The following is an 18,415-nucleotide window of genomic DNA, read 5'->3' as shown; positions in this document are numbered from 1 at the left end:
CTAGTACTCGTAGCGGAAGCGGATGTCCACGTTGTACTCGTTGATCAAGCCCTCGTCGGCGAACTGCCCGCCGCGGTTGACCACTTCGGAGTGCAGATAGAGCCGGTTGTAGAGCCGGTAGTCCAGGCCCACTTCCCGGTCCGAGTCCAGGCTCAGCCCCTGGTTGTAGCTGATGTAGAACCCGCCGGGCAGGTAGCGCCCGATGCGCCAGCGCGTCTCGATCTCGCCTGCCCCGGCAAGATTGCGGTTCTCCAGCCCGAAGTCCACCAGGCCGGCCAGTTCGCCCGACACCATGCGCTCCAGCCGGTTCAGCAGCTCGGCCTCCACGCGCCCCGCAACGACCGTGCCGGCCGCGCCGCTCGCGCCCTCCTCCGCGCCCACGGGCAGGCCCATGAGGATGCGCAGCACGTCCTCGCGCCCGTAGCCCTGCTCGCTCACCACGTCCACCGTGGGCTCCGCGAAGGTGTTGGTGATGTGAATCTGAATCCGGTCGTCCCGGTTCCTGGCCTCGGCCAGGATGTCGATCTTCGGATTGATGTCCGCCGCGCTGCTGAAGTCCAGATCGCCCTGGATCAGGTAGAACTTGGTCCCGAAGACGAGGTAGTAGCCGCGCAGGGTCTGCAGCTCGCCGCTGACGTCCTGGCCCGACGGCGTGTTGATCAGCTCCAGTTCGCCGGACAGCTCCAGGTTCGCCTCGTCGTTGACGAGCATCAGGTTCTGCTCCGCGCGCACGCGCAGGTCGTAGCTGAGCACCGGCGCCACGGTGGGGCCGGCGGTCTCGGCCACGTCCTGGAAGGAGTAGCTCAGCGTGCCTTCGTGCACCTCGATGTCGCCCTCGAGGTAGGGATGCGGCGGGACGTCCTCCTCCTCCCAGGTGCTGAGGTCCAGGTGGCCGCTCACGAGCCCCGTGAAGAAGGGTAGCGTGCCGAAGGAGCAACGCGCGAAGTCCGCGCTCATGCCGTAGCGGAAGGGGCCGAGCCAGGTGAGCCAGCCCTGGCCCGAGAGCTCGCCCTCCTTGAAGCGCGACCACTGGATGCCCTCGCGCGAGTGCATCGACAGGATCTCCAGCGTGCCGCCGCGAACGAGACCATCCGCGCTGAGCTCGCTGAGCCGCTCCTCCCAGCCCGCGAAGCGCAGCGTGCCGTCCCGGAGGCGCAGATAGCCGGTGGGCTGCGGGTCGGCCACGGTGCCCGCCAGCGTGATGTCCCCTTCCAGGCGGCCGCCCGCCTCGGCCAGCAGATCCCAGGCGCCGAGCAGGTCGGCGCCGTCGGCCTGCAGGTGCAGGTCGCCGTCCAGGGGACCGTCCGCGCGCAGCGTGGCCTCGCCCCGGCCGTCGGCGAGTCGGAGCGTCAGCGGCAGGGTGAGCCAGCCGTCCAGCCGGCTCGCGCCCCGCGCCAGATCGAGGTGCGCCACGCGCAGCTGTCCGTTCTCGAGGTGCGCGGTCCAGCCCAGGCGATCCAGTCCCAGGGCCCAGAAGGCCGCGCTGTCGAGGCGGGCCTCGGAGTGGACGGCGGGGTCGCTCAGCGGCCCGTCCACCGCCAGGTCGCCGCTCAGGCTGCCGCGGATGAACGCGCTCGCCGGCCAGAGGCGGGTGAGCCGCTCCAGCGGGAAGCGGTCGGCCTGGACGTCGAGGTCGGCCACGAGCCGCTCCGGCGCCAGCTGGGCCAGGGCGCCGGGGCCGTCCGCCACGTCGGGAAGTCCGGCGAGTCCGCCGGTCACCCGCAGGCTGCGGCCCGGCGACGGCTCCCAGCGCAGGCTGTCCACCGCGAGGCTGTCCCCCAGCCAGCGCAGCGCGAATTCGGCGTGGCCGGCCGCCTCGCCGTCGAGGACGAGCGAGGACAGCGCGCCGCGGGCGACGAGGCTGCCGTCGGGCTGGCGCTCGACGTCGCCGCTGAGCCGGCCCGCCAGCCCCAGCCGCGCGGGCAGCCAGGGGCCGAGCTGCGCCAGGTCCAGGGCGTCCAGGCGCAGACGATCCGGCCCGCTCTCGGGCCGGTTCCAGCGGAGGTCCACGCCGCCCTGCTCCGACTGCCAGTGCACGGGACCGATGGCCGGCGGATCGCCGAGGTCCACGCGCAGCCGCCGGTCGTTGAGCCACTCCACCCCCAGCCAGCGCAGCCAGGCGCGATCGAGCGTGAGCCGCGGCGGCAGGAGCGCCAGGTCCACGCTGCCGCCCAGGTCCGCGGCCGCGTCCGGCGCGTCCAGGGAGATCTGGCGCAGGCGCAGCGAGTCGCCCAGCAGGCTGGCCTCGACGAAGTAGCGGTCGGCCTCGACGCCCAGCCAGAGGAGGCTGTCGCCCTCGGCGTGGATCGCCAGGGGCGCGAGTTCGAGCGCGTCGCCGCGCAGCGTGAAGCGCCCGCGCTGCCAGTGGGCGCCCAGGTAGCTCAGGTCCTCGAAGCGCCCGTCCAGCGACAGCGCCGGCGCCGGCGCGGGGCCGGCGAAGCGGCCGCTCAGCTCAACGCGCCCCGTCAGGAGGCTGTCTCCCGCGAAGACGCCCGTCAGCCGCGCGCCGTCGCTCCGCGCCTCGATGGCCAGATCGAGGCTGTCGGCGGCGGGGCGGATGACGCCGTCCACGGTGACGTCCAGCCCGCGATCCTGCAGCGTGACGTCCATGAGGCGCAGGCTGTCGCCGCGCAGCCCCGCGCGCCCCTCGGCCTCGGCGAAGGGGTAGCGGTCCAGCGTGCCGGGGCCCAGGGTGAAGCGGAAGCGGCCGTCGCCGCCGGGGTCCTCGGCGTGCAGGCGGCCGCTGAGATCGGTGACGAGACCGCTGCCGAAGAACGTCGCCAGGTCGAGATGCTCGAGCCGGGTGTCGGCGCTGTAGCCGAACTCGCGGCCGAAGAGGGGCAGGGTGAAGGAGGCGGCGCCGTCCACGGCGCTCTCGTTCACCCGGCCGCGCAGCAGCGAGAAGTGGAAGCGGCCGTCGGTGTAGAGGCCGCGGCAGCTGACGCTGTCGAGCGCGAAGTCGTAGAGCTCGCCGCTCAGCTGGCCGGCGAGCAGCAGGCTGTCGGGGCTGCCCCCCACGTGCACCGTGCCGCGCAGGTAGCTGTCCGTGTCCAGCTCGGCGTCGGCGGCCTCGGCCAGCTCGCGAAGCCGCGCGGGATTGACGCTGATGTCCACGTCCAGCCGCCGCGGCTCGGCCAGCGCCAGGTCGCCGCGCAGCTCGAGGCGCGACTCGGGCAGGTTGAGGTCCACCCCCGCGACGGTGAGCCGGCCGCCCTCGCGCAGGATGAACAGGCCCGCCGCGTGCAGGGTCGGCCGGCCGGGTCGCTCCAGCGTGAGGCGCTGCAGATCGAGGGAGGTGCCGTCGCTGTTGCGGAACAGGCTGAAGGCGCCCTGGCCGAGGCGCAGCGTGTCGCGTCCCGCGGGCGTCTCGCGCAGGATGAGGAGCTGGTCGAAGACGGCCTGGTCCACCGCCACCTGCACCTGGCTGCGCTCGCCGGCGGGGCTGTCGAAGCCGGGATAGGCCCAGCCCTCGGCCTCCACCGGGTAGGCGCGCAGGACGCCGTTCTCGAGCTCCAGCCACTCGCCCTGGAAGCCGCCGCGCAGCAGGCTCGTGGGCGCGAAGCGCAGGGCCACGCGCCCCGCGGTGAACAGGTCGAAGGGCGCGTGCCCCGGGCCCTCGTAGCTCACGCGCAGCCCGTGGAGGACCAGCTCGCCCGGCAGGCGGCCCTCGATGCCCGCCAGATGCAAGCTGTAGCCGCGGGCCTGGAGCAGGTTGCGCGTCACGATGGCCGCCACCCGCTCGGCGAGCCACGGGTTGTTGCGCGAGACGAAGAGCAGCGCGCCCACCAGGATCAGCAGGAAGAGCGCGAGGGCCGCCAGGGTGGAGTTGCGAACGTGCCGACGCATCAGAAGGTGTGCCCCAGGCTGAGGTGCCAGCGGCCGCCCTTGTCGGTGAGGTTCTGCAGCGGCAGGCCGAAGTCCACGCGGATCACCGTGATGGGCGTGAGATAGCGCAGTCCCGCGCCCAGCCCGTAGAAGACGCGCCGCGTGTCGTTGCGCTCGCCCGCCTGCCAGGGCAGGGCGCGCGCGATGGCGATGTCCTCGAGGCTCTCCCAGTCGCCGCCGCCGTCGAAGAAGAGCACGCCCCCGAAGCTGCTGCGGCCGAAGAGGCTCAGCGGGAAGCGCCACTCGAGGTTCGCCACGAGCATGTAGCGTCCGCCGAGGATGTAGTCCGGCAGGCTCTGCCCCGGCACCTCGGGCGTGAGATCGCTGTCCTCGGGGTTGATGCGCGGGCCGAGGCTGTTCTCGTCGTAGCCGCGCACGGTGGCGCCGCCGCCGCAGTAGAAGCGCTCCTGAAAGGGCACGCCGTCGGCCGGCACGCCGGCCAGCTGCTCCGTGCGGCTCTTTCCGTAGGGCCAGACGCCGCCGAGGAAGATGCGCGACGCCACGATGCCCTCGCCGCTCAGCCGCCGGTGACGCGTGAGGTTGAGCTGCAGGCGCTGGAAGCTGTGGTCGCCGCCCTGAACGCCGCCGGCGAGCTCGTAGCTCGACCAGGAGTGCCCGCCGCGACTGGGGTTGAAGAAGTGGTCGCGGGTGTCGCGGTCGAGAATCAGCGAGATGGACCGCGTGTTGTAGGTGGGCTGGTACTCCGCCAGCGGCAGGTCCACGATGCGCCGCTGGTAGAGGAAGTCGAACTGCTGGCGCAGCCGCATCACGGTGACCGGGTCGACGCGTCGCGCCGCGCTCAGCCGGATCGCCCGCGTCTCCAGGCTGAACGCGCCGCTCTCGCTCTCGTAGTCCTTCTCGCGGAAGAGCGTCAGGCCCAGCCGCGCGCGCAGGCGCACGATGTCCAGGAAGCGCCAGTCCAGCGACTCCCGCTCGTAGCTGAAGCCGAAGCGGCCGTCGCGGTCGTCCTTCAGCGAGAAGTTGGCCTGCAGCGACACGCGCTGCCCCAGGTCGAGCAGGTTGCGATGGGTCCAGCCGCCGAGGAGGCGCAGTCCGTCCACCGAGCCGAGACCCACGCCGGTCTCGACGGTCGCCATCTTGCGCTCGCGGAAGATCCAGACCAGCCGCAGCGCCTCCTCCTCGCCTTCGCGGCGGGGCCCGGCGGTGGAGTCCACCGGCTCCAGCCGGTAGTCCACGGCGCGGAAGTAGCCGCTGTCGAGCAGGTTCTGCTTGCTGGTCAGGATCGCGTCCAGCTTGAGCGGCCCGCCCACCTTCAGGGTCAGCTCGCGCTGGATGAGCGCGTCGTCCAGCGTGTTGCCCTCCAGGCGCTGGCCGGCCAGCAGGGCCGGCGGCCCCTGATCCACGCGGTACTCCAGGTCCACCGAATCGCGGCTCGCGTGCGAGGCGGTGGGCACCACGGTGATCGCGTGCTCCACGCGTCCGGCGAAGTGGCCCTGCTCCTGCAGCGCCCGCAGGATGCGGAAGTGATCCATGGCCGGGGCCTCGGGATCGAAGGGCTGCCCGGGCTGGGCGGCCAGGCGCCGGCGGAGGCCGCGCTCGGCCTCGCCGAGATAGGGTGTGATCGACAGCGCGCGCAGGTAGCGCCGCTTGCCCTCGTCCACGTGGATGCTGATGTCCACGCTCCCCTGCTCGGGGTCGTAGACGATGTCGCCCTCGCGCAGGGAGCTGACGCTGACCTCGTAGAAGCCCGCCCGATGGTAGAAGGCCTCGAGGGTGGCCAGGTCGCTGCGCAGCCAGTCGCGCACGTAGCGCGGGTGGCCGGTGAACTGGAGCAGCCGCGGCTCGCGCGTGCGCATGAGCGCCTTGAGCTCGCCGTCGGAGAAGGTGCGGTTGCCGTCGAGGGTGATGTGCCCGATGGCGGGCCGCCCCTCCTCGCCGCCGGCGTCCTGCCCGGCCGCGCGCACGGGGAGCAGGCAGCCCAGGACGAGGGCGAGCAGCGCCCCCACGCGCAGGCGGAGCGCGGGCCGGCGCGCGGGCTTTGACAGGCCCGGCGGCCTCGCGTAGACTCCCGCGGCATCGACCGCAGCGGGGGCCGCGGCGGGTCCGGCGAGGGTCGTCGAAAGGGCTCCACCAGACATGAGGCGAGTGTTATCCATGCCCGCGCGCGCTGTCCTTATCTTTCTCGCCGCTTCACTGCTGCTGGCCGCGTCGCTCGGCCTGGGCGCCTGCGGCCAGCGCGGTCAGGGCGGCGGCGGCGCCGCCGTCCTCAGCCCGCGCGAGGAGTTCTTCGTCCAGCAGTACCTGCGCCTGGTGGAGGCCCGCCAGCTCGCGGCGGCGGGAGATTCCCTCGCGGACGCCCGCTTCAACCAGCTCGCGGACAGCTTTCCCGCCGACTCCCTCGAGGGGGTGGCCGCGGACATCAGCGCGAAGGACCCCACGCGCTGGCCGGTGATCTTCGAGGAGATCGTCCGGCGCAAGCAGATCATGGAGAGCGCTCCCCCGCGCGGCGGTTGAGCCCCCGGCGCGCGCCGCCTAGGGCAGCACGCGCCCGATGTCCAGCAGCAGGATCAGGAACATCAGCCCCATCAGCAGGACCATGCCCGCCATGGTGAGGCGCATCCTCAGCTGTTCGCGCAGGGGCAATCCCACCGCTTCCAGCAGCAGGAAGACCACGTGGCCGCCGTCGAGCACGGGCACGGGCAGCAGGTTGAGCAGGCAGAGCTGCGTGCTGAAGAAGGCGACGAAGGTGAGCAGGCGATCCCAGCCCCAGCGGGCCATCTCGCCGGCCACCTTGGCGATGAGCACGGGCCCGCCCACGGCGTCCTTGCTGCCGCGGAAGGTGACCTGCTTGCCCACCCACTCCAGCGTCTTGCGCCCGGTGAAGACGACCTGCAGCGTCCCCACCTTCACGGCCTCCGCCAGGCCGATCCGCTCGGTGCCCTCGCTGTAGGGCTCGAAGTAGATGCGCCCGGCCTCGATCACCTTGTCCTCGTCCGCCGGGTCGGGCACCTGCGCCTTCTCCGGCGTGATGCTGCCGGTCATCCGCTGGCCCTCGTGCTCCCAGGCGATCTCCAGCGGCTTGCCCGCGCTGGCGTTCACGGTGCTGGCGATCTCGTCGAAGAAGCGGACGGGCTTGCCGTCGAGCTCCACGATGCGGTCGCCCTGCGTGAGCCCCAGGCGGTCGGCGGGGCCGTCCTTGAGCACGCGGCCCACGCGGTTGTCGTAGAGCGCCCCGAGCCCCGTGGGATCGAACTGGCCGTCAGTGCTGGTGAGCGTGAGGTCCAGCTCCACGGGCTGGCCGTCGCGACGCACCGTGAGGCGATAGCTGCCTTCGCCGCCGTCGCCCAGGGTCGTGGCGAACTCGTTCCAGTTGGCCACCGGCGCGCCGTTCACGGCCGTGACCTCGTCGCCGCGCTCCACGCCCGCCAGCGCCGCGGGCGTGCCCGCGGGCGGCGTGTCCAGGTAGACGTCCGGCACGATGGGAAAGCCCTGCACGTAGAACACGCCGGTCATGAGCACCACGGCCAGCACCAGGTTCGCCAGCGGCCCCGCGACGATCGCCCAGAGCCGCGCGATGATGGGCTTGTTGCGATAGAGGACGTCGGCGGGCAGGTCCGCCTCCTCGGGCGGCGTCTCGCCCTCGCCCACCGACTCCAGCATGCCGGCCATCTTGACGTAGCCGCCGAAGGGCAAGAGCGACAGCGCCCACTCGGTGCCCAGCCCGCGCCAGCGCAGCAGCACCGGACCGAGACCGATCGAGAAGCGGTGCACGTGGATCCCCACCGAACGCGCGGCCAGGAAGTGCCCGAGCTCGTGGACGAGAATCACCACGCCCAGGGTGAAGACGAAGGCGAGGAGCACTGTGATCATGGGGTCCTTTCCTTGGCGCGAGCCAGCTCCCCCGCCAGGCGCCGGGCGCGGGCGTCCGCCTCGACTAAAGCCGCGAAGTCCGCGGCCGGTTCCCAGCCGCCGGCCGCGAGGACGTCCTCGGCCACGGCCACGATGCCGGTGAAGGGCAGCCGACCCTCGAGGAAGGCGGCCACGGCCACCTCGTCGGCGGCGTTGAGGGCCAGCGGGGCCGTCCCGCCGGCGGCGAGGGCGGACAGCGCGAGTCCCACCGCGGGGAATCGCCGGGAGTCCACGGGTTCGAAGTCCAGTCGCAAGGGGCGCTCCAGATCCAGACGCCCGTAGTCGGCCGCGGGCCGCGCGGGATGGCTGAGCGCGAGCAGGATGGGCTGCTTCATGTCCGGCGCCGCCAGCTGGCAGAGCAGCGAGCGGTCGGCGAGCTCCACCAGCGCGTGAGCCGTCGAGCTGGGATGGACCAGCACGCCGATCCGCGCCGCCTCGATCCCGAAGAGCTGCGCGGCCTCGATCACCTCGAAGCCCTTGTTCATGAGCGTCGCCGAGTCCACGGTGATCTTGGGGCCCATGGACCAGGTGGGATGGTCCAGCGCCTGCGCGGGCGTCACGCTGTCCAGCGCGGCGAGGTCCAGGGTGCGGAAGGGGCCGCCCGAGGCGGTGAGCCAGACCCGTCGCACCTGTTCGAGCGAGCGCCCCTCCAGCAGCTGGAAGACCGCGCTGTGCTCGCTGTCCACCGGCAGCAGGCGGCCGGCGCTCGCCGCCCGGGCGCGCGCCAGGGGCGCGCCGCCGCAGACCAGCGACTCCTTGTTGGCCAGGGCCAGGTCCAGCCCGCGCTCCAGCACGGCCAGGGTGACGGCGAGTCCCGCGAAGCCGAGCACGCCGTTGAGGGCGACGTCCACGTCGTCAGCCAGCAGCGCGTCGGGCGGCGCCCCCGCGGGCAGGAGGCAGCGCGCGGCCAGCGCGGGATGCGCGCCGCGCCAGCGCTCGCGGGCGTGGGGGTCGGTGATCATCACCCGCGCGGGCGCGAACTCGGCGATCCAGTCGGCCAGCGCGGCCGTGCCCGTGTGCACGCTGAGCGCCACCAGGGCGAAGTCGCCGGGGCGGTCGCGAAGCACCGTGAGGGTGCTGCCCCCGATGCTGCCGGAGGCGCCGTAGAGAGCAACGCGCTTCATGGTCAGAGGATAGCCCAGTGGAGGAGGTAGTAGAAGACGGGGATGGAGAAGAGCATGCTGTCCACGCGGTCCAGGAAGCCGCCGTGGCCGGGCAGGATGCTCCCGCTGTCCTTGATCGCGCTGTCGCGCTTGAGCAAGGACTCGAAGAGATCTCCGAGCTGCCCCGCCGCGGAGAGCAGGAGCCCCACCACCACGATCTGCCAGGGCGAGAGGAAGCGCGCCCAGTAGGGCGCCAGCACCCACGCGCTCAGCACCGCGCCGCCGAGGCCACCCAGCACGCCCTCCACCGACTTGCGCGGGCTCACCGGCGAGCGGAGCGAGTGGCGGCCCCAGACGCTGCCCACGAAGTAGGCGAAGGTGTCCCCCAGCCAGGTGACGCCGGCCGCGAAGAGGAACCAGTGCCCGCCGGCGATGTAGGGCAGCCCCGCCTCGAGCGGCAGTTCGCGCAGCAGCGCCCAGTGGCTGGGCAGCAGACCGAGGTAGAAGAGGATGAGCAGCTTCTCCCCCGCGCGGTCGGTGGCGCCCTCGATGCGCCCGCGCAGCGCCTCGAAGCCGAAGAGCGCCAGGGCCATGAGCACGTAGAGCGCGAGCCCCATGGACAGGCCGCTCCAGCGGAAGGCGGCCAGCAGGGCGAGCACCATCGCGCCGAAGAGCGCGCCGCCGTGGCGGCGGCCACGCGCCTTGCGCATGGCGCCGAACTCCCAGGCGAGACGGAGCATCCACAGCGCGTTGAAGCCGAGGAAGAGCCAGCCGCCCTGGAGGACGATCCACACCACCAGCGGCACCAGCACGGCCGCCGCCAGCAGGCGACGGCCCAGGGCGGGCAGCCGGAGCCCGCCCTCAGGTGACTTTGCCAAAGCGGCGCTCCCGGCTCTGGTAGTCGAGGATGGCGCGGTAGAGGTGCTCCGCGTCGAAGTCGGGCCACAGCACCGGCGTGATGTGGATCTCGGCGTAGGCCAGCTGCCAGAGGCAGAAGTTGCTGATGCGCTGCTCGCCGCTGGTGCGGATCAGGAGGTCAACGGGCGGCAGGGCCGGCAGGTAGAGGTGGCGGGCGAAGACGTCCTCGTCGAGGTCGGCGGCGGCCAGCTCGCCGCGCGCGATGGCGGCGGCCACGGCGCGGGCGGCGTCGACGATCTCCGCGCGCCCGCCGTAGCTCAGCGCGAGCACCAGCTCCATGCCCGTGTTCTTGGCCAGTCGCTCCTCGGCGCGCCGCAGGGTCGCCAGGGTGCGCGGCGGCAGCAGCTCGAGCCGGCCCATGCTGGAGAGGCGGATGCCGTTGCGGTCGAGCTCGTCGAACTCGTGCTCGAGGACGTCCTCGAGGAACTCCATCAGCGCCTTCACCTCGGCGCCCGGGCGGCGCCAGTTCTCCATGGAGAAGGTGAAGAGCGTGAGGTGCCCGACGCCCAGCTCCGCGGCGGCCTCGACCGTGCGGCGCACGGCCTTGCGGCCTTCGCGGTGGCCCATGGTGCGGGGAAGCAGGCGCTTGCGCGCCCAGCGGCCGTTGCCGTCCATGATCACGGCCACGTGGGTCGGCGGACCGCCCTGCTCGAGGATCTGACGCTTGAGGGTCTCCGCCATGCGGCGTCCTCAGACTTCCATGATCTCGGTGATCTTCTTCTCCAGGGACTGGTCGATCTCGCCCACGAAGCGGTCCGTGAGCTTCTGGATCTCGTCGGAGACGCGCTTGAGGTCGTCCTCCGTCATCGCCTGGTCCTTCTGCTCCTGCTTGGCCTGCTCGATGCCGCTGCGGCGCACGTTGCGCACGGCCACGCGGCCCTCCTCGGCGAGCTGCTTGACGCGCTTGACCAGCTCCTTGCGCCGCTCCTCCGTGAGGGCGGGAATGTTGATGCGCAGCACGTTGCCGTCGTTGTTGGGCGTCAGGCCGATGTTGGCCGCGAGAATCGCCTTCTCGATCACGGCCAGCATGCTCTTCTCCCAGGGGGAGATGGTGATGAGCCGCGCCTCCGGCACCGCCAGCGTGGCCACCTGATTCAGCGGCGTGGGCGTGCCGTAGTAGTCCACGCGGATGGAATCCAGCAGCCCCGTGCTCGCGCGGCCCGCACGGATCTGCGTGAACTCGTGCTCGGTGCTGCGGACGGTCTTGCTCATGCGGTCTTCGACGTCGGTGAGCAGAGGGTCGTTCATCGTTGGCGCTCCTTCTCGCTGACCAGGCTGCCGAGGGGCTCGCCCTTGAGCACGCGCTCCAGCGCCCCGGGTTCCATGAAGTTGAAGACGCGCACCGGTACCGCGTGCTCGCGGCAGAGCGCGAAGGCGGTGGCGTCCATGACGGCCAGCTGCCGCTCCAGGACCTCGTCGTAGCTCAGGCGGGGCAGTCGCACGGCCTGCGGATCCTTGCGGGGGTCGCCGGAGAAGACGCCGTCCACGGTGGTCGCCTTGAGCAGGCAGTCGGCCTCGACCTCCACCGCGCGCAGGGCGGCGGTGGTGTCGGTGGAGAAGAAGGGCTGCCCGATGCCGCCGGCCGCGATGACCACCTTGCCGTCGGCCAGCGCCGCGCGCGCGCGCTCCGGGGTGTAGAGCGCCGCGAAGGGCTCCAGCGGCGTGGCGTTCAGGGCCAGCACGGGGACGCCCTCGGCGTCGAGCGCGGCGCTCAGCGCGAGGGCGTTCATCACGGTGCCCAGCATTCCGATGCGGTCGGCCTGGACCGGCGGCACGCCGCTCTCGCGGGCCGAGCGGCCCCGCAGCAGGTTGCCGCCGCCGATGACGAGCAGCAGCTCCGTCCCCAGCCGCGTCAGCGCGCCCAGGTCACGGGCCAGTGAGCGCACCCGTGGGAAGTCGAGTCCGATGCCGCCCTCGCCCGCGAGGGCCTCACCGCTCAGCTTCAGGACGACGCGCTGGTAGACGGTCTCTGGCATGCGGCGCTCAGGACAGCTCCTCGCCCAGCTGGAACCGGGCGAATCGACGAATGGCCATGTTCTCGCCCAGGCTGCCGATGGTGGAATCCAGCAGGTTCTTCACGGTCATCCCGGGGTCCTTGACGAAGGCCTGCTCCAGCAGGCACACCTCGCCATAGTACTTGTCCATGCGACCGTCGACAATCTTCTGGATGATGTTCTCCGGCTTGCCCGACTCCTTGGCCTGCTGCTCGGCGATCGCGCGCTCGTGCGCCACCAGCGCCGGGTCGAGGCCGTCGCGGTCCACGGCCACGGGCGCGGCCGCGGCCACCTGCATCGCCACGTTCTTGCAGAAGTCCTGGAAGTTGTCGGTGCGGGCGACGAAGTCCGTCTCGCAGGCGATCTCCACCAGCACGCCCACCTTGCCGCCGGGGTGGATGTAGGAGAACACGAGGCCCTCCTTGGTGGCGCGGCCCGACTTCTTCTTGGCGTCGGCGAGGCCCTTCGTGCGCAGGTAGTCGACGGCCTTCTCGTAATCACCGTCGCTGACGGCCAGCGCCTTCTTGCAGTCCATCATCCCCGCTCCGGTCTTCTCCCGGAGGTCCTTCACCAGCTTGGCGGTGATCTCGGCCATGATCGTGTCCTCCTCGACGCGCCGTCGGCGTCATCGCGTGACTGTGAGTGGAAGCTAGGCGTCCAGTTCGGTGTCGCCGGCGGGCGCGGGCGCCGGAGCCTCCGGCTCGCGGGCCTCGGCCGGGCGCGCCGCGGCGGGCTTGTCCGCGCTGCGGCGGGGCCGCTCGGCGGCCGCCTTGTCGGATGCCTGCTCGGCCTTGGCCTTCTCGGCCATGGCCTTGCTCTCGCGCTCCTTGGCCTTGAACTGGGCGCCGCCCTCGATGACCGCCTCGGCCACCATGTGGGCGAAGAGCTTGATGGAGCGAATGGCGTCGTCGTTGCCGGGAATGGGATAGTCCACGTGATCGGGATCGCAGTTCGTGTCCACCATGGCCACCACGGGCACCCGCAGCTTGTTGGCCTCCTTGATCGCGATCTCGCTCTGCGCCGTGTCCACCACGAAGATGAGGCCCGGGGTCTTCTCCATGCCCCGGATGCCGCCCAGCATGCGCTCCAGACGGTCCCGCGTCTTCTCGAGCTGCATGCGCTCCTTCTTGCTGAACTGCTCGATGCGCCCGTCGGTCTTCATCTTCTCGATGTCGCCGAGCTTGTCGAGGCTCTTGCGCACGGTGCTGAAGTTCGTGAGCAGTCCGCCGAGCCAGCGCTCCACCACGTAGAACTGCCCGCAGCGCTGGGCTTCCTCGCGGATGGTCTCCTGGGCCTGCTTCTTGGGGCCGACGAAGAGCACGGGGGCGCCGGTGGCGGCCACCTGGCGCACCTTCTCGTAGGCGTTGGCGGCGAGGCGATGGGTCTGCTGCAGGTCGACGATGTAGATGCCGTTCTTCTCCGCAAAGATGAACGACTTCATCTTGGGGTTCCAGCGACGGGTCTGGTGCCCGAAGTGGACCCCTGCCTCCAGCATGTCCTTGATGGTGATCGTGTAGCTCACGGTTCCTCCTGCAGGTTCGTCCTCCACCGGCTTCGCCCCGGACTGCGCTCCCCGCGGGGAGACCTGCGCGTCCGGTCCACCGGTGTGTGTAGTGGTGAAGCGACTAGCGCTTCGAGAACTGGAAACGCTTGCGGGCGCCGGGCTGCCCGTACTTCTTGCGCTCCTTCATCCGCGGATCGCGGGTGAGGCAGCCGGTGCCGCGGAGCGTCTTCTTCAGATCCTCGTCCTTCTCCAGCAGCGCACGGGCGATGCCCAGGCGCACCGCGCCCGCCTGCCCGGCGATGCCGCCGCCGGCGACGGTGGCGTGGACGTCCACGGAATCCATCATGTCCACGTACTCCAGCGGCTGACGCACCTCGATGATGAGGTTGCGGCGGCCGAAGTAGGCGTCCAGGGGCCGACCGTTGACGGTCTGCTTGCCCGTGCCCGGAGCCATCACGCGCACGCGGGCCACGGATTCCTTGCGGCGGCCGGTCGCGCTGTAGGTATCAGCCATGCTTGCGGGACTCCTTCTCAGATTTCAAGCGTTTGGGGTTGCTGCGCCGCATGCGGATGCCCCGGGCCCACGTAGACCCGCAGCTTGCGGCAGAGCTTTCTGCCCAGGCGGTTCTTGGGCAGCATGCCGCGCACCGCGTGGGAGATGACCTCGGTGGGCTTGTCCGAGAGCAGGTTCTCCAGGCGCGTGCGCCGCAGACCGCTCTGGTAGCCCGTGTAGCGCGTGTAGACCTTGTCTCCGCGCTTGTTGCCCGTCACGTGGATCTTCTCGGCGTTCACGACGATCACGTGATCGCCCATGTCCACGTGGGGCGTGAAGTCGGGGCGGTGCTTGCCGCGGATGACCGTCGCGACGCGACTGGCGAGCCGACCCAGGGTCTGCCCCTCCGCATCCACGATGTACCAGCGCTCCTCGACCTGCCCCGCCTTCGCGACGTGGGTCTTCATGCTTCCTCCAAGTGAGGATTGCCGCAGCCATGCGCGTCCCCTGCGCGCTGCACGGGGTCATGGCTCCGGCGAGTTCGGTGGAACGAAACGAAAGCCCAAGCTAGCAAAGGGTTACGGCGGTGTCAAGAGCGCCCGCCGCGGGCGCCGCGCTTTTCCAATCGAGCCCCCGCCGCCTCCAGTTCAGCGATACCACTCCTGTCGGCGAGATAGCGGATGCTCGTCTCCAGATCGGGCACGCTACGGTTCTCCAGCACCCAGTCCAGGGGCCGCCGGAGGCTGCGCAGGGCCGCCAGGGCCTCGTCGCCGGGCAGGGAGCCTGCGCCCAGGGCGCGGTGGTCGTCCGTGCGGCCGCCGTTGTCGTGGACGTGCACCGCCACCAGCCGCTCCCCCAGCGCCTCCAGCCAGGGCATGAGGCCGTCGTAGCTGTAGGCGTGCCAGTGGCCGAGGTCAAGCAGCCAGCCGAACTGCGCGGCGGGCAGCGCGGCCAGCAGCGAGCGCAGGGCCCAGGCGTCGCGGTCGAAGATGTTCTCCAGCGCCACCGTCACCCCGGCCGCCGCGGCGGCCGGGCCGAGCCCTGCCCAGAAGGCCGTCGCCCGCTCGAGCCAGACGCCCCGCTCGTGCTCGGTGCCGTAGAGGCCGGGGTCCCAGCCGGGGTGGGCGGAGACGCCCGTCACCCCGAAGCGCGGCGCCACGGCCAGGGCGGCCGTGTGACGTCGCCGCGCCAGGCCCACCGCCTCGGGGTCGTGGCCGGCCGGCGTGAGGTCGCGAAAGGGCGCGTGGAAGCGGCAGCCGACGCTCCGGGCCGCGAGGGCGTCGGCGATGGCGTCGCGCTGGGCCGCGAAGGACGGATCCAGGGCCTCGTGGTCCATCAGCAGCTCGAGACCGCAGGGCAGCCCTTCCAGCTCCGCCTCGTAGCGGCGGTAGAGGACGAGCGGAAGGCTGGCAAAGACTCGCTCCACGGCTGCCCTTTCGGTAGGCGTCGGCGCCTGGGCCCGCCCGGCGCCCGGGTCCGTTGTCCGGCGACGCTAACGCGTGCTATAGTCGCAGCTTCGCACGTGCGCACGACTCACCGCGGGAGGGGGCCGGATCATGTCCGCCGATGGCCACGCAGCGACAGAACTACACCATCCCCGGGCCAGGATCAAGATCGCCCCCTTGCCGGACGGCCGGCGGCGGATCACGGTCACGGCGACGGACCCCGCGCTCCACGTCCAGGGCAGCCCCTGCACGACGTCCTACCCCGACGCCCTGATCGAGCTGCTGCTCGCGCACAAGGGCCCCGGCTACGTCTGCGACGAGATCGCGCGGGACGAGGACCCCCTCTACGCCAGCGTCAACGTGGACGTGGGCGTCTTCGGCTTCGTGCCCCCCGAGGACTTCGCCGGGCGAACGCTGCTCGACTTCGGCTGCGGCTCCGGGTCGTCCACCATGATCCTCGGCCGCAGGCTGCCCGACACGCGGATCGTGGGGATCGACCTGGAGGCGGAGCACCTCCGGGTCGCCGAGGCGCGGGCGCGGCACTACGGGTTCGGGAACGTCAGCTTCCACGTTTCGCCGTCGGGCGATCGCCTGCCCGACGGCCTGGGCGAGGTGGATTACATCACGCTGAACGCCGTCTTCGAGCACCTGCTGCCCGACGAGCGGCGTCCGCTCATGGAGCAGCTCTGGCGACGGCTGCGGCCCGGGGGCGTCCTGTTCATCCAGGAGACGCCCAACCGGCTCTGCCCCATCGAGATGCACAGCACGGGCATCCCGCTGCTCAACTACGTGCCCGACGGACTGGCCCACCGCATCACGCGGCGCTACTCGTCGCGCTTTCCGGCGGACGTCAGCTGGCCCGAGCTGCTGCGCCGCGGCATCCGGGGCGGTACGGTGCGGGGCATCCTGCGCCTGCTGCCGCGCGAGGCGGGCAGCCCGGCGGTGGTGAAGCCCATCTTGCCGGGGATCGCGGGACAGGCGGATCTGTGGCATCGCTGCGCGGTGCTGCGCAACGGCGCCAGCCCCAAGCGCAGCGCGGTGCGGCTGGCCTTCAAGCTCGCGCACGCCGTGACGCGCCACGACTTCACGCCGGAGATCATCCTGGCGATCCGCAAGGACGCCGGCTAGACGGACCCGCCGGCGCCGCTAGTGGAGGATCACCAGGCGGCGCAGCTGCTCGTCGCCCGAGGCCGCGGCGGCCCGCAGGATGTAGACCCCCGACGCGAGATCCGGCACGCCGTTCTCTCCCGCCGTGAAGCGCAGCGTCTCGCCCCCGGCCGAGGGACGCCCCGACCAGAGCCGCGCCAGACGGCGCCCCTGCACGTCGTGGAGGAGCAGGGCGACGGTCTGGTCGCCGGTCCCCCCCACCGTGACGCTGAAGCTCGGATTGCCCGGGTTGGGCCAGGGCTCGCTCAGCGTGACGCGCCCGGCCGGCAGCGCCGGCGGCGGGTCCACGGCCGTCCCGCTGCGCGCGAAGACCACGCCGTCCTCGTTGCCGATCACGATGCTGTGGGCGCTGTCCCAGGCCGCGAAGTCCGTCGCCTGGCCGTCGCCGGGCAGCAGCGTCCAGTGCGGATCGTAGGCGAAGGTCTTGCCCGAGCCGGAGGGGTTGCAGACCACGAGTCCGTGCTCGTACTCGCGCGCCAGCAGCCCGCCCGTGCCCTGCACCACGCAGAGCGAGTCGATGACCATGGTCATCTCGCCGCGCGTCAGCAGGCGAACCGCGTCGTTCGTGGACGTCAGCTGGATGGTGCCGCGGTAGAGCCCCTCCGCCCCGCCCTCGATGCGCGGCGAGACGGTGGTGGCCGCGGCGCCCGGCGAGCTCTTGAAGAAGAGCCGCGACTCCGGCTGCGCCGTGTCCAGGATGCGGTAGCGGAAGGACAGCACGTAGGGCGTGTCCGGCAGCCAGCCCCCCGGAGGGTTGACGTAGAACAGCGTCGGGAAGGGATCGGCGGCGTTCGAGGTGATCAGCAGGGAGGAGTCCCCCTCCAGCACCAGGCCGGGCTCGCTGGTCACGGTCACGCTGGCGTGCGGGGTGAAGGGCGTGACGTGGGGGCCCACCCCGCCCTCGAAGGTGTCCACGAAGAGGGGCGTCTCGCCGATGGAGTGGCGCGGCGCCAGGGGCAGCCCGAGGTTGTGGTCGAAGAGCTCGTAGTAGGTGAGCTGGTAGTGGTCGAAGGTGGTGAAGTCGTAGCTGAAGTAGTTGTCGCCCAGCAGCGTCGAGGTGAAGCGGAAGCGGAAGGGCGGCATGTCGTCGGGGCTGCCGCCCACCTCGGCGTAGGGATAGACGGCGTTGATGGCGACGATGTTCGTCCCGAACTCCAGCGAGTTCCACACGTCGAGGTTCATGAGCGTGCCCTCGAAGTAGCCCTCGCTCGAGCTGTTCGGATAGGATTCGAAGAGCTTGCCCTCCAGGGCGTCGTAGCGCGGATTGGCGTTGTTGCCCATGAGGACGCAGCCCGGCGGCATCCAAGCGTTCAGGCTGTCGGCCACCATCTGCTGGCTCTCGGTGAGCCAGGCCAGCAGCGTCTCGTCGCCGATGCCGGCCTCGCTGCGGTCGGCGAGGCCGTTGTTGTTGTAGTCGAAGCTGCCCGCGAAGAGCGGATCCCACCACAGGAAGCCGCCGGCGCTCATCTCGTCGAGGAAGAGGCCGTCGATGGTTCCGTCGGCCACGTAGGGGAAGAGCCGGTCGCGGACGAAGTGCAGGAAGTGATCGCGGTAGCGCTCGCCCCCCACCACCGGACAGACGGGCGTGATGTTCACGTGCTGCGAATGCTCCCAGAACGAGATCACCTCGCCGGTCTCCGTGCGGGCGAGCCAGGCGGGGTCGATCGTCGTGACGCGGTCGTAGCGCAGCGTGCCGGGGAGGTCGTCCGGGCCCAGCGAGTCCGTGATCACCAGCGGGTCGATGTAGACCAGGATGATGATGTCGGGGTTGTACTGCCGGATCAGCGACAGGCTCGACGGCGCCCAGTCGAGCAGCATGAAGGGCAGGATGACCATGTCCCACTGGGACAGCAGGGCCTCCTTGCCGGGGACGTCCGTGTGGAGGAAGACGTTGACCGTGCGCGGCGCTTCCGGGTGCGGAAAGCCCGCGCGCGCCGGCGCGGCGACGGCGCTCGCCAGGGCGCCGATCAGGGCAAGATGGGCCGCCAGGTGTCGGATGCGCACGACGTACCTCCACGTGATCGGTCGTCTCGCCC

Annotated in this window: 16 protein-coding genes; 2 read left to right on the top strand and 14 right to left on the bottom strand. The window is 71.4% G+C overall.

Annotation, left to right across the window (positions count from 1 at the left end; genetic code table 11):
* Together H6693_12215 and H6693_12210 are read right to left on the bottom strand one after the other, a co-directional pair.
* A complete protein-coding gene (locus H6693_12215; GenBank protein MCB9516946.1) occupies window positions 1-3,846 on the bottom strand; it encodes a translocation/assembly module TamB domain-containing protein in 3,846 nt (1,281 codons plus the stop codon).
* Window positions 3,846-5,984, bottom strand: a complete 2,139-nt coding sequence (locus H6693_12210) for a BamA/TamA family outer membrane protein (protein MCB9516945.1) — start codon at window positions 5,982-5,984, stop codon at window positions 3,846-3,848. Before H6693_12210 ends, H6693_12215 begins: the two co-directional genes overlap by 1 nt.
* 16 nt (window positions 5,985-6,000) lie before the next feature.
* Between H6693_12210 and H6693_12205 the strand changes: the two genes are divergently transcribed.
* Window positions 6,001-6,360 (top strand): hypothetical protein, encoded by a 360-nt coding sequence (locus H6693_12205; GenBank protein MCB9516944.1) that lies wholly within the window; start codon window positions 6,001-6,003, stop codon window positions 6,358-6,360.
* Between the two features lie 18 nt (window positions 6,361-6,378).
* Here H6693_12205 and rseP read toward each other — a convergent pair whose 3' ends face one another.
* From rseP to H6693_12150, 11 genes are all read right to left on the bottom strand, one after another.
* Complete coding sequence (gene rseP, locus H6693_12200) at window positions 6,379-7,716, bottom strand: RIP metalloprotease RseP (GenBank protein MCB9516943.1); 1,338 nt, start codon at window positions 7,714-7,716, stop codon at window positions 6,379-6,381.
* A complete protein-coding gene (locus H6693_12195; protein ID MCB9516942.1) occupies window positions 7,713-8,879 on the bottom strand; it encodes a 1-deoxy-D-xylulose-5-phosphate reductoisomerase in 1,167 nt (388 codons plus the stop codon). Before H6693_12195 ends, rseP begins: the two co-directional genes overlap by 4 nt.
* A 2-nt stretch (window positions 8,880-8,881) precedes the next feature.
* Window positions 8,882-9,736 (bottom strand): phosphatidate cytidylyltransferase, encoded by an 855-nt coding sequence (locus H6693_12190; protein ID MCB9516941.1) that lies wholly within the window; start codon window positions 9,734-9,736, stop codon window positions 8,882-8,884.
* The gene (gene uppS / locus H6693_12185; protein ID MCB9516940.1) at window positions 9,720-10,457 is read right to left on the bottom strand and encodes a di-trans,poly-cis-decaprenylcistransferase; all 738 of its coding nucleotides are present in this window, start codon (window positions 10,455-10,457) and stop codon (window positions 9,720-9,722) included. The genes H6693_12190 and uppS overlap by 17 nt, the downstream gene beginning before the upstream one ends.
* Window positions 10,458-10,466: 9 nt before the next feature.
* Window positions 10,467-11,024 (bottom strand): ribosome recycling factor, encoded by a 558-nt coding sequence (gene frr / locus H6693_12180; protein ID MCB9516939.1) that lies wholly within the window; start codon window positions 11,022-11,024, stop codon window positions 10,467-10,469.
* Entirely contained in the window at window positions 11,021-11,752 is a 732-nt protein-coding gene (locus tag H6693_12175) for a UMP kinase (protein MCB9516938.1), read from the bottom strand. The genes frr and H6693_12175 overlap by 4 nt, the downstream gene beginning before the upstream one ends.
* A 7-nt stretch (window positions 11,753-11,759) precedes the next feature.
* On the bottom strand, window positions 11,760-12,365 hold the full coding sequence (gene tsf / locus H6693_12170) for a translation elongation factor Ts (protein ID MCB9516937.1): 606 nt from the start codon (window positions 12,363-12,365) through the stop codon (window positions 11,760-11,762).
* A gap of 54 nt (window positions 12,366-12,419) precedes the next feature.
* Window positions 12,420-13,292: a 30S ribosomal protein S2 gene (rpsB, locus tag H6693_12165; GenBank protein MCB9516936.1), complete on the bottom strand. Its 873-nt coding sequence runs from the start codon at window positions 13,290-13,292 to the stop codon at window positions 12,420-12,422.
* Window positions 13,293-13,395: 103 nt separating this feature from the next.
* A complete protein-coding gene (gene rpsI, locus H6693_12160) occupies window positions 13,396-13,788 on the bottom strand; it encodes a 30S ribosomal protein S9 (GenBank protein MCB9516935.1) in 393 nt (130 codons plus the stop codon).
* A gap of 17 nt (window positions 13,789-13,805) precedes the next feature.
* Window positions 13,806-14,234 (bottom strand): 50S ribosomal protein L13, encoded by a 429-nt coding sequence (gene rplM, locus H6693_12155; protein MCB9516934.1) that lies wholly within the window; start codon window positions 14,232-14,234, stop codon window positions 13,806-13,808.
* A 122-nt stretch (window positions 14,235-14,356) separates the two neighbouring features.
* Window positions 14,357-15,193, bottom strand: a complete 837-nt coding sequence (locus H6693_12150; protein ID MCB9516933.1) for a sugar phosphate isomerase/epimerase — start codon at window positions 15,191-15,193, stop codon at window positions 14,357-14,359.
* A 130-nt stretch (window positions 15,194-15,323) separates the two neighbouring features.
* On the opposite strand from H6693_12150, the gene H6693_12145 reads away from it, so the two are divergent.
* On the top strand, window positions 15,324-16,340 hold the full coding sequence (locus tag H6693_12145; protein MCB9516932.1) for a class I SAM-dependent methyltransferase: 1,017 nt from the start codon (window positions 15,324-15,326) through the stop codon (window positions 16,338-16,340).
* A gap of 18 nt (window positions 16,341-16,358) precedes the next feature.
* On the opposite strand, the gene H6693_12140 is transcribed toward H6693_12145, so the two are convergent.
* Window positions 16,359-18,383 carry a hypothetical protein gene (locus tag H6693_12140; protein ID MCB9516931.1) on the bottom strand — a complete coding sequence of 675 codons (2,025 nt, stop codon included), beginning with the start codon at window positions 18,381-18,383 and terminating at the stop codon, window positions 16,359-16,361.
* Between the last annotated feature and the right edge of the window lie 32 nt (window positions 18,384-18,415).

The organism is Candidatus Latescibacterota bacterium (assembly GCA_020633725.1).
In the GTDB taxonomy this organism is placed as follows: Bacteria; Krumholzibacteriota; Krumholzibacteriia; order JACNKJ01; family JACNKJ01; genus VGXI01.
The sequence above is the reverse complement of the archived record's forward strand: the minus strand, read 5'-3'. Positions and strand labels throughout refer to the sequence as shown.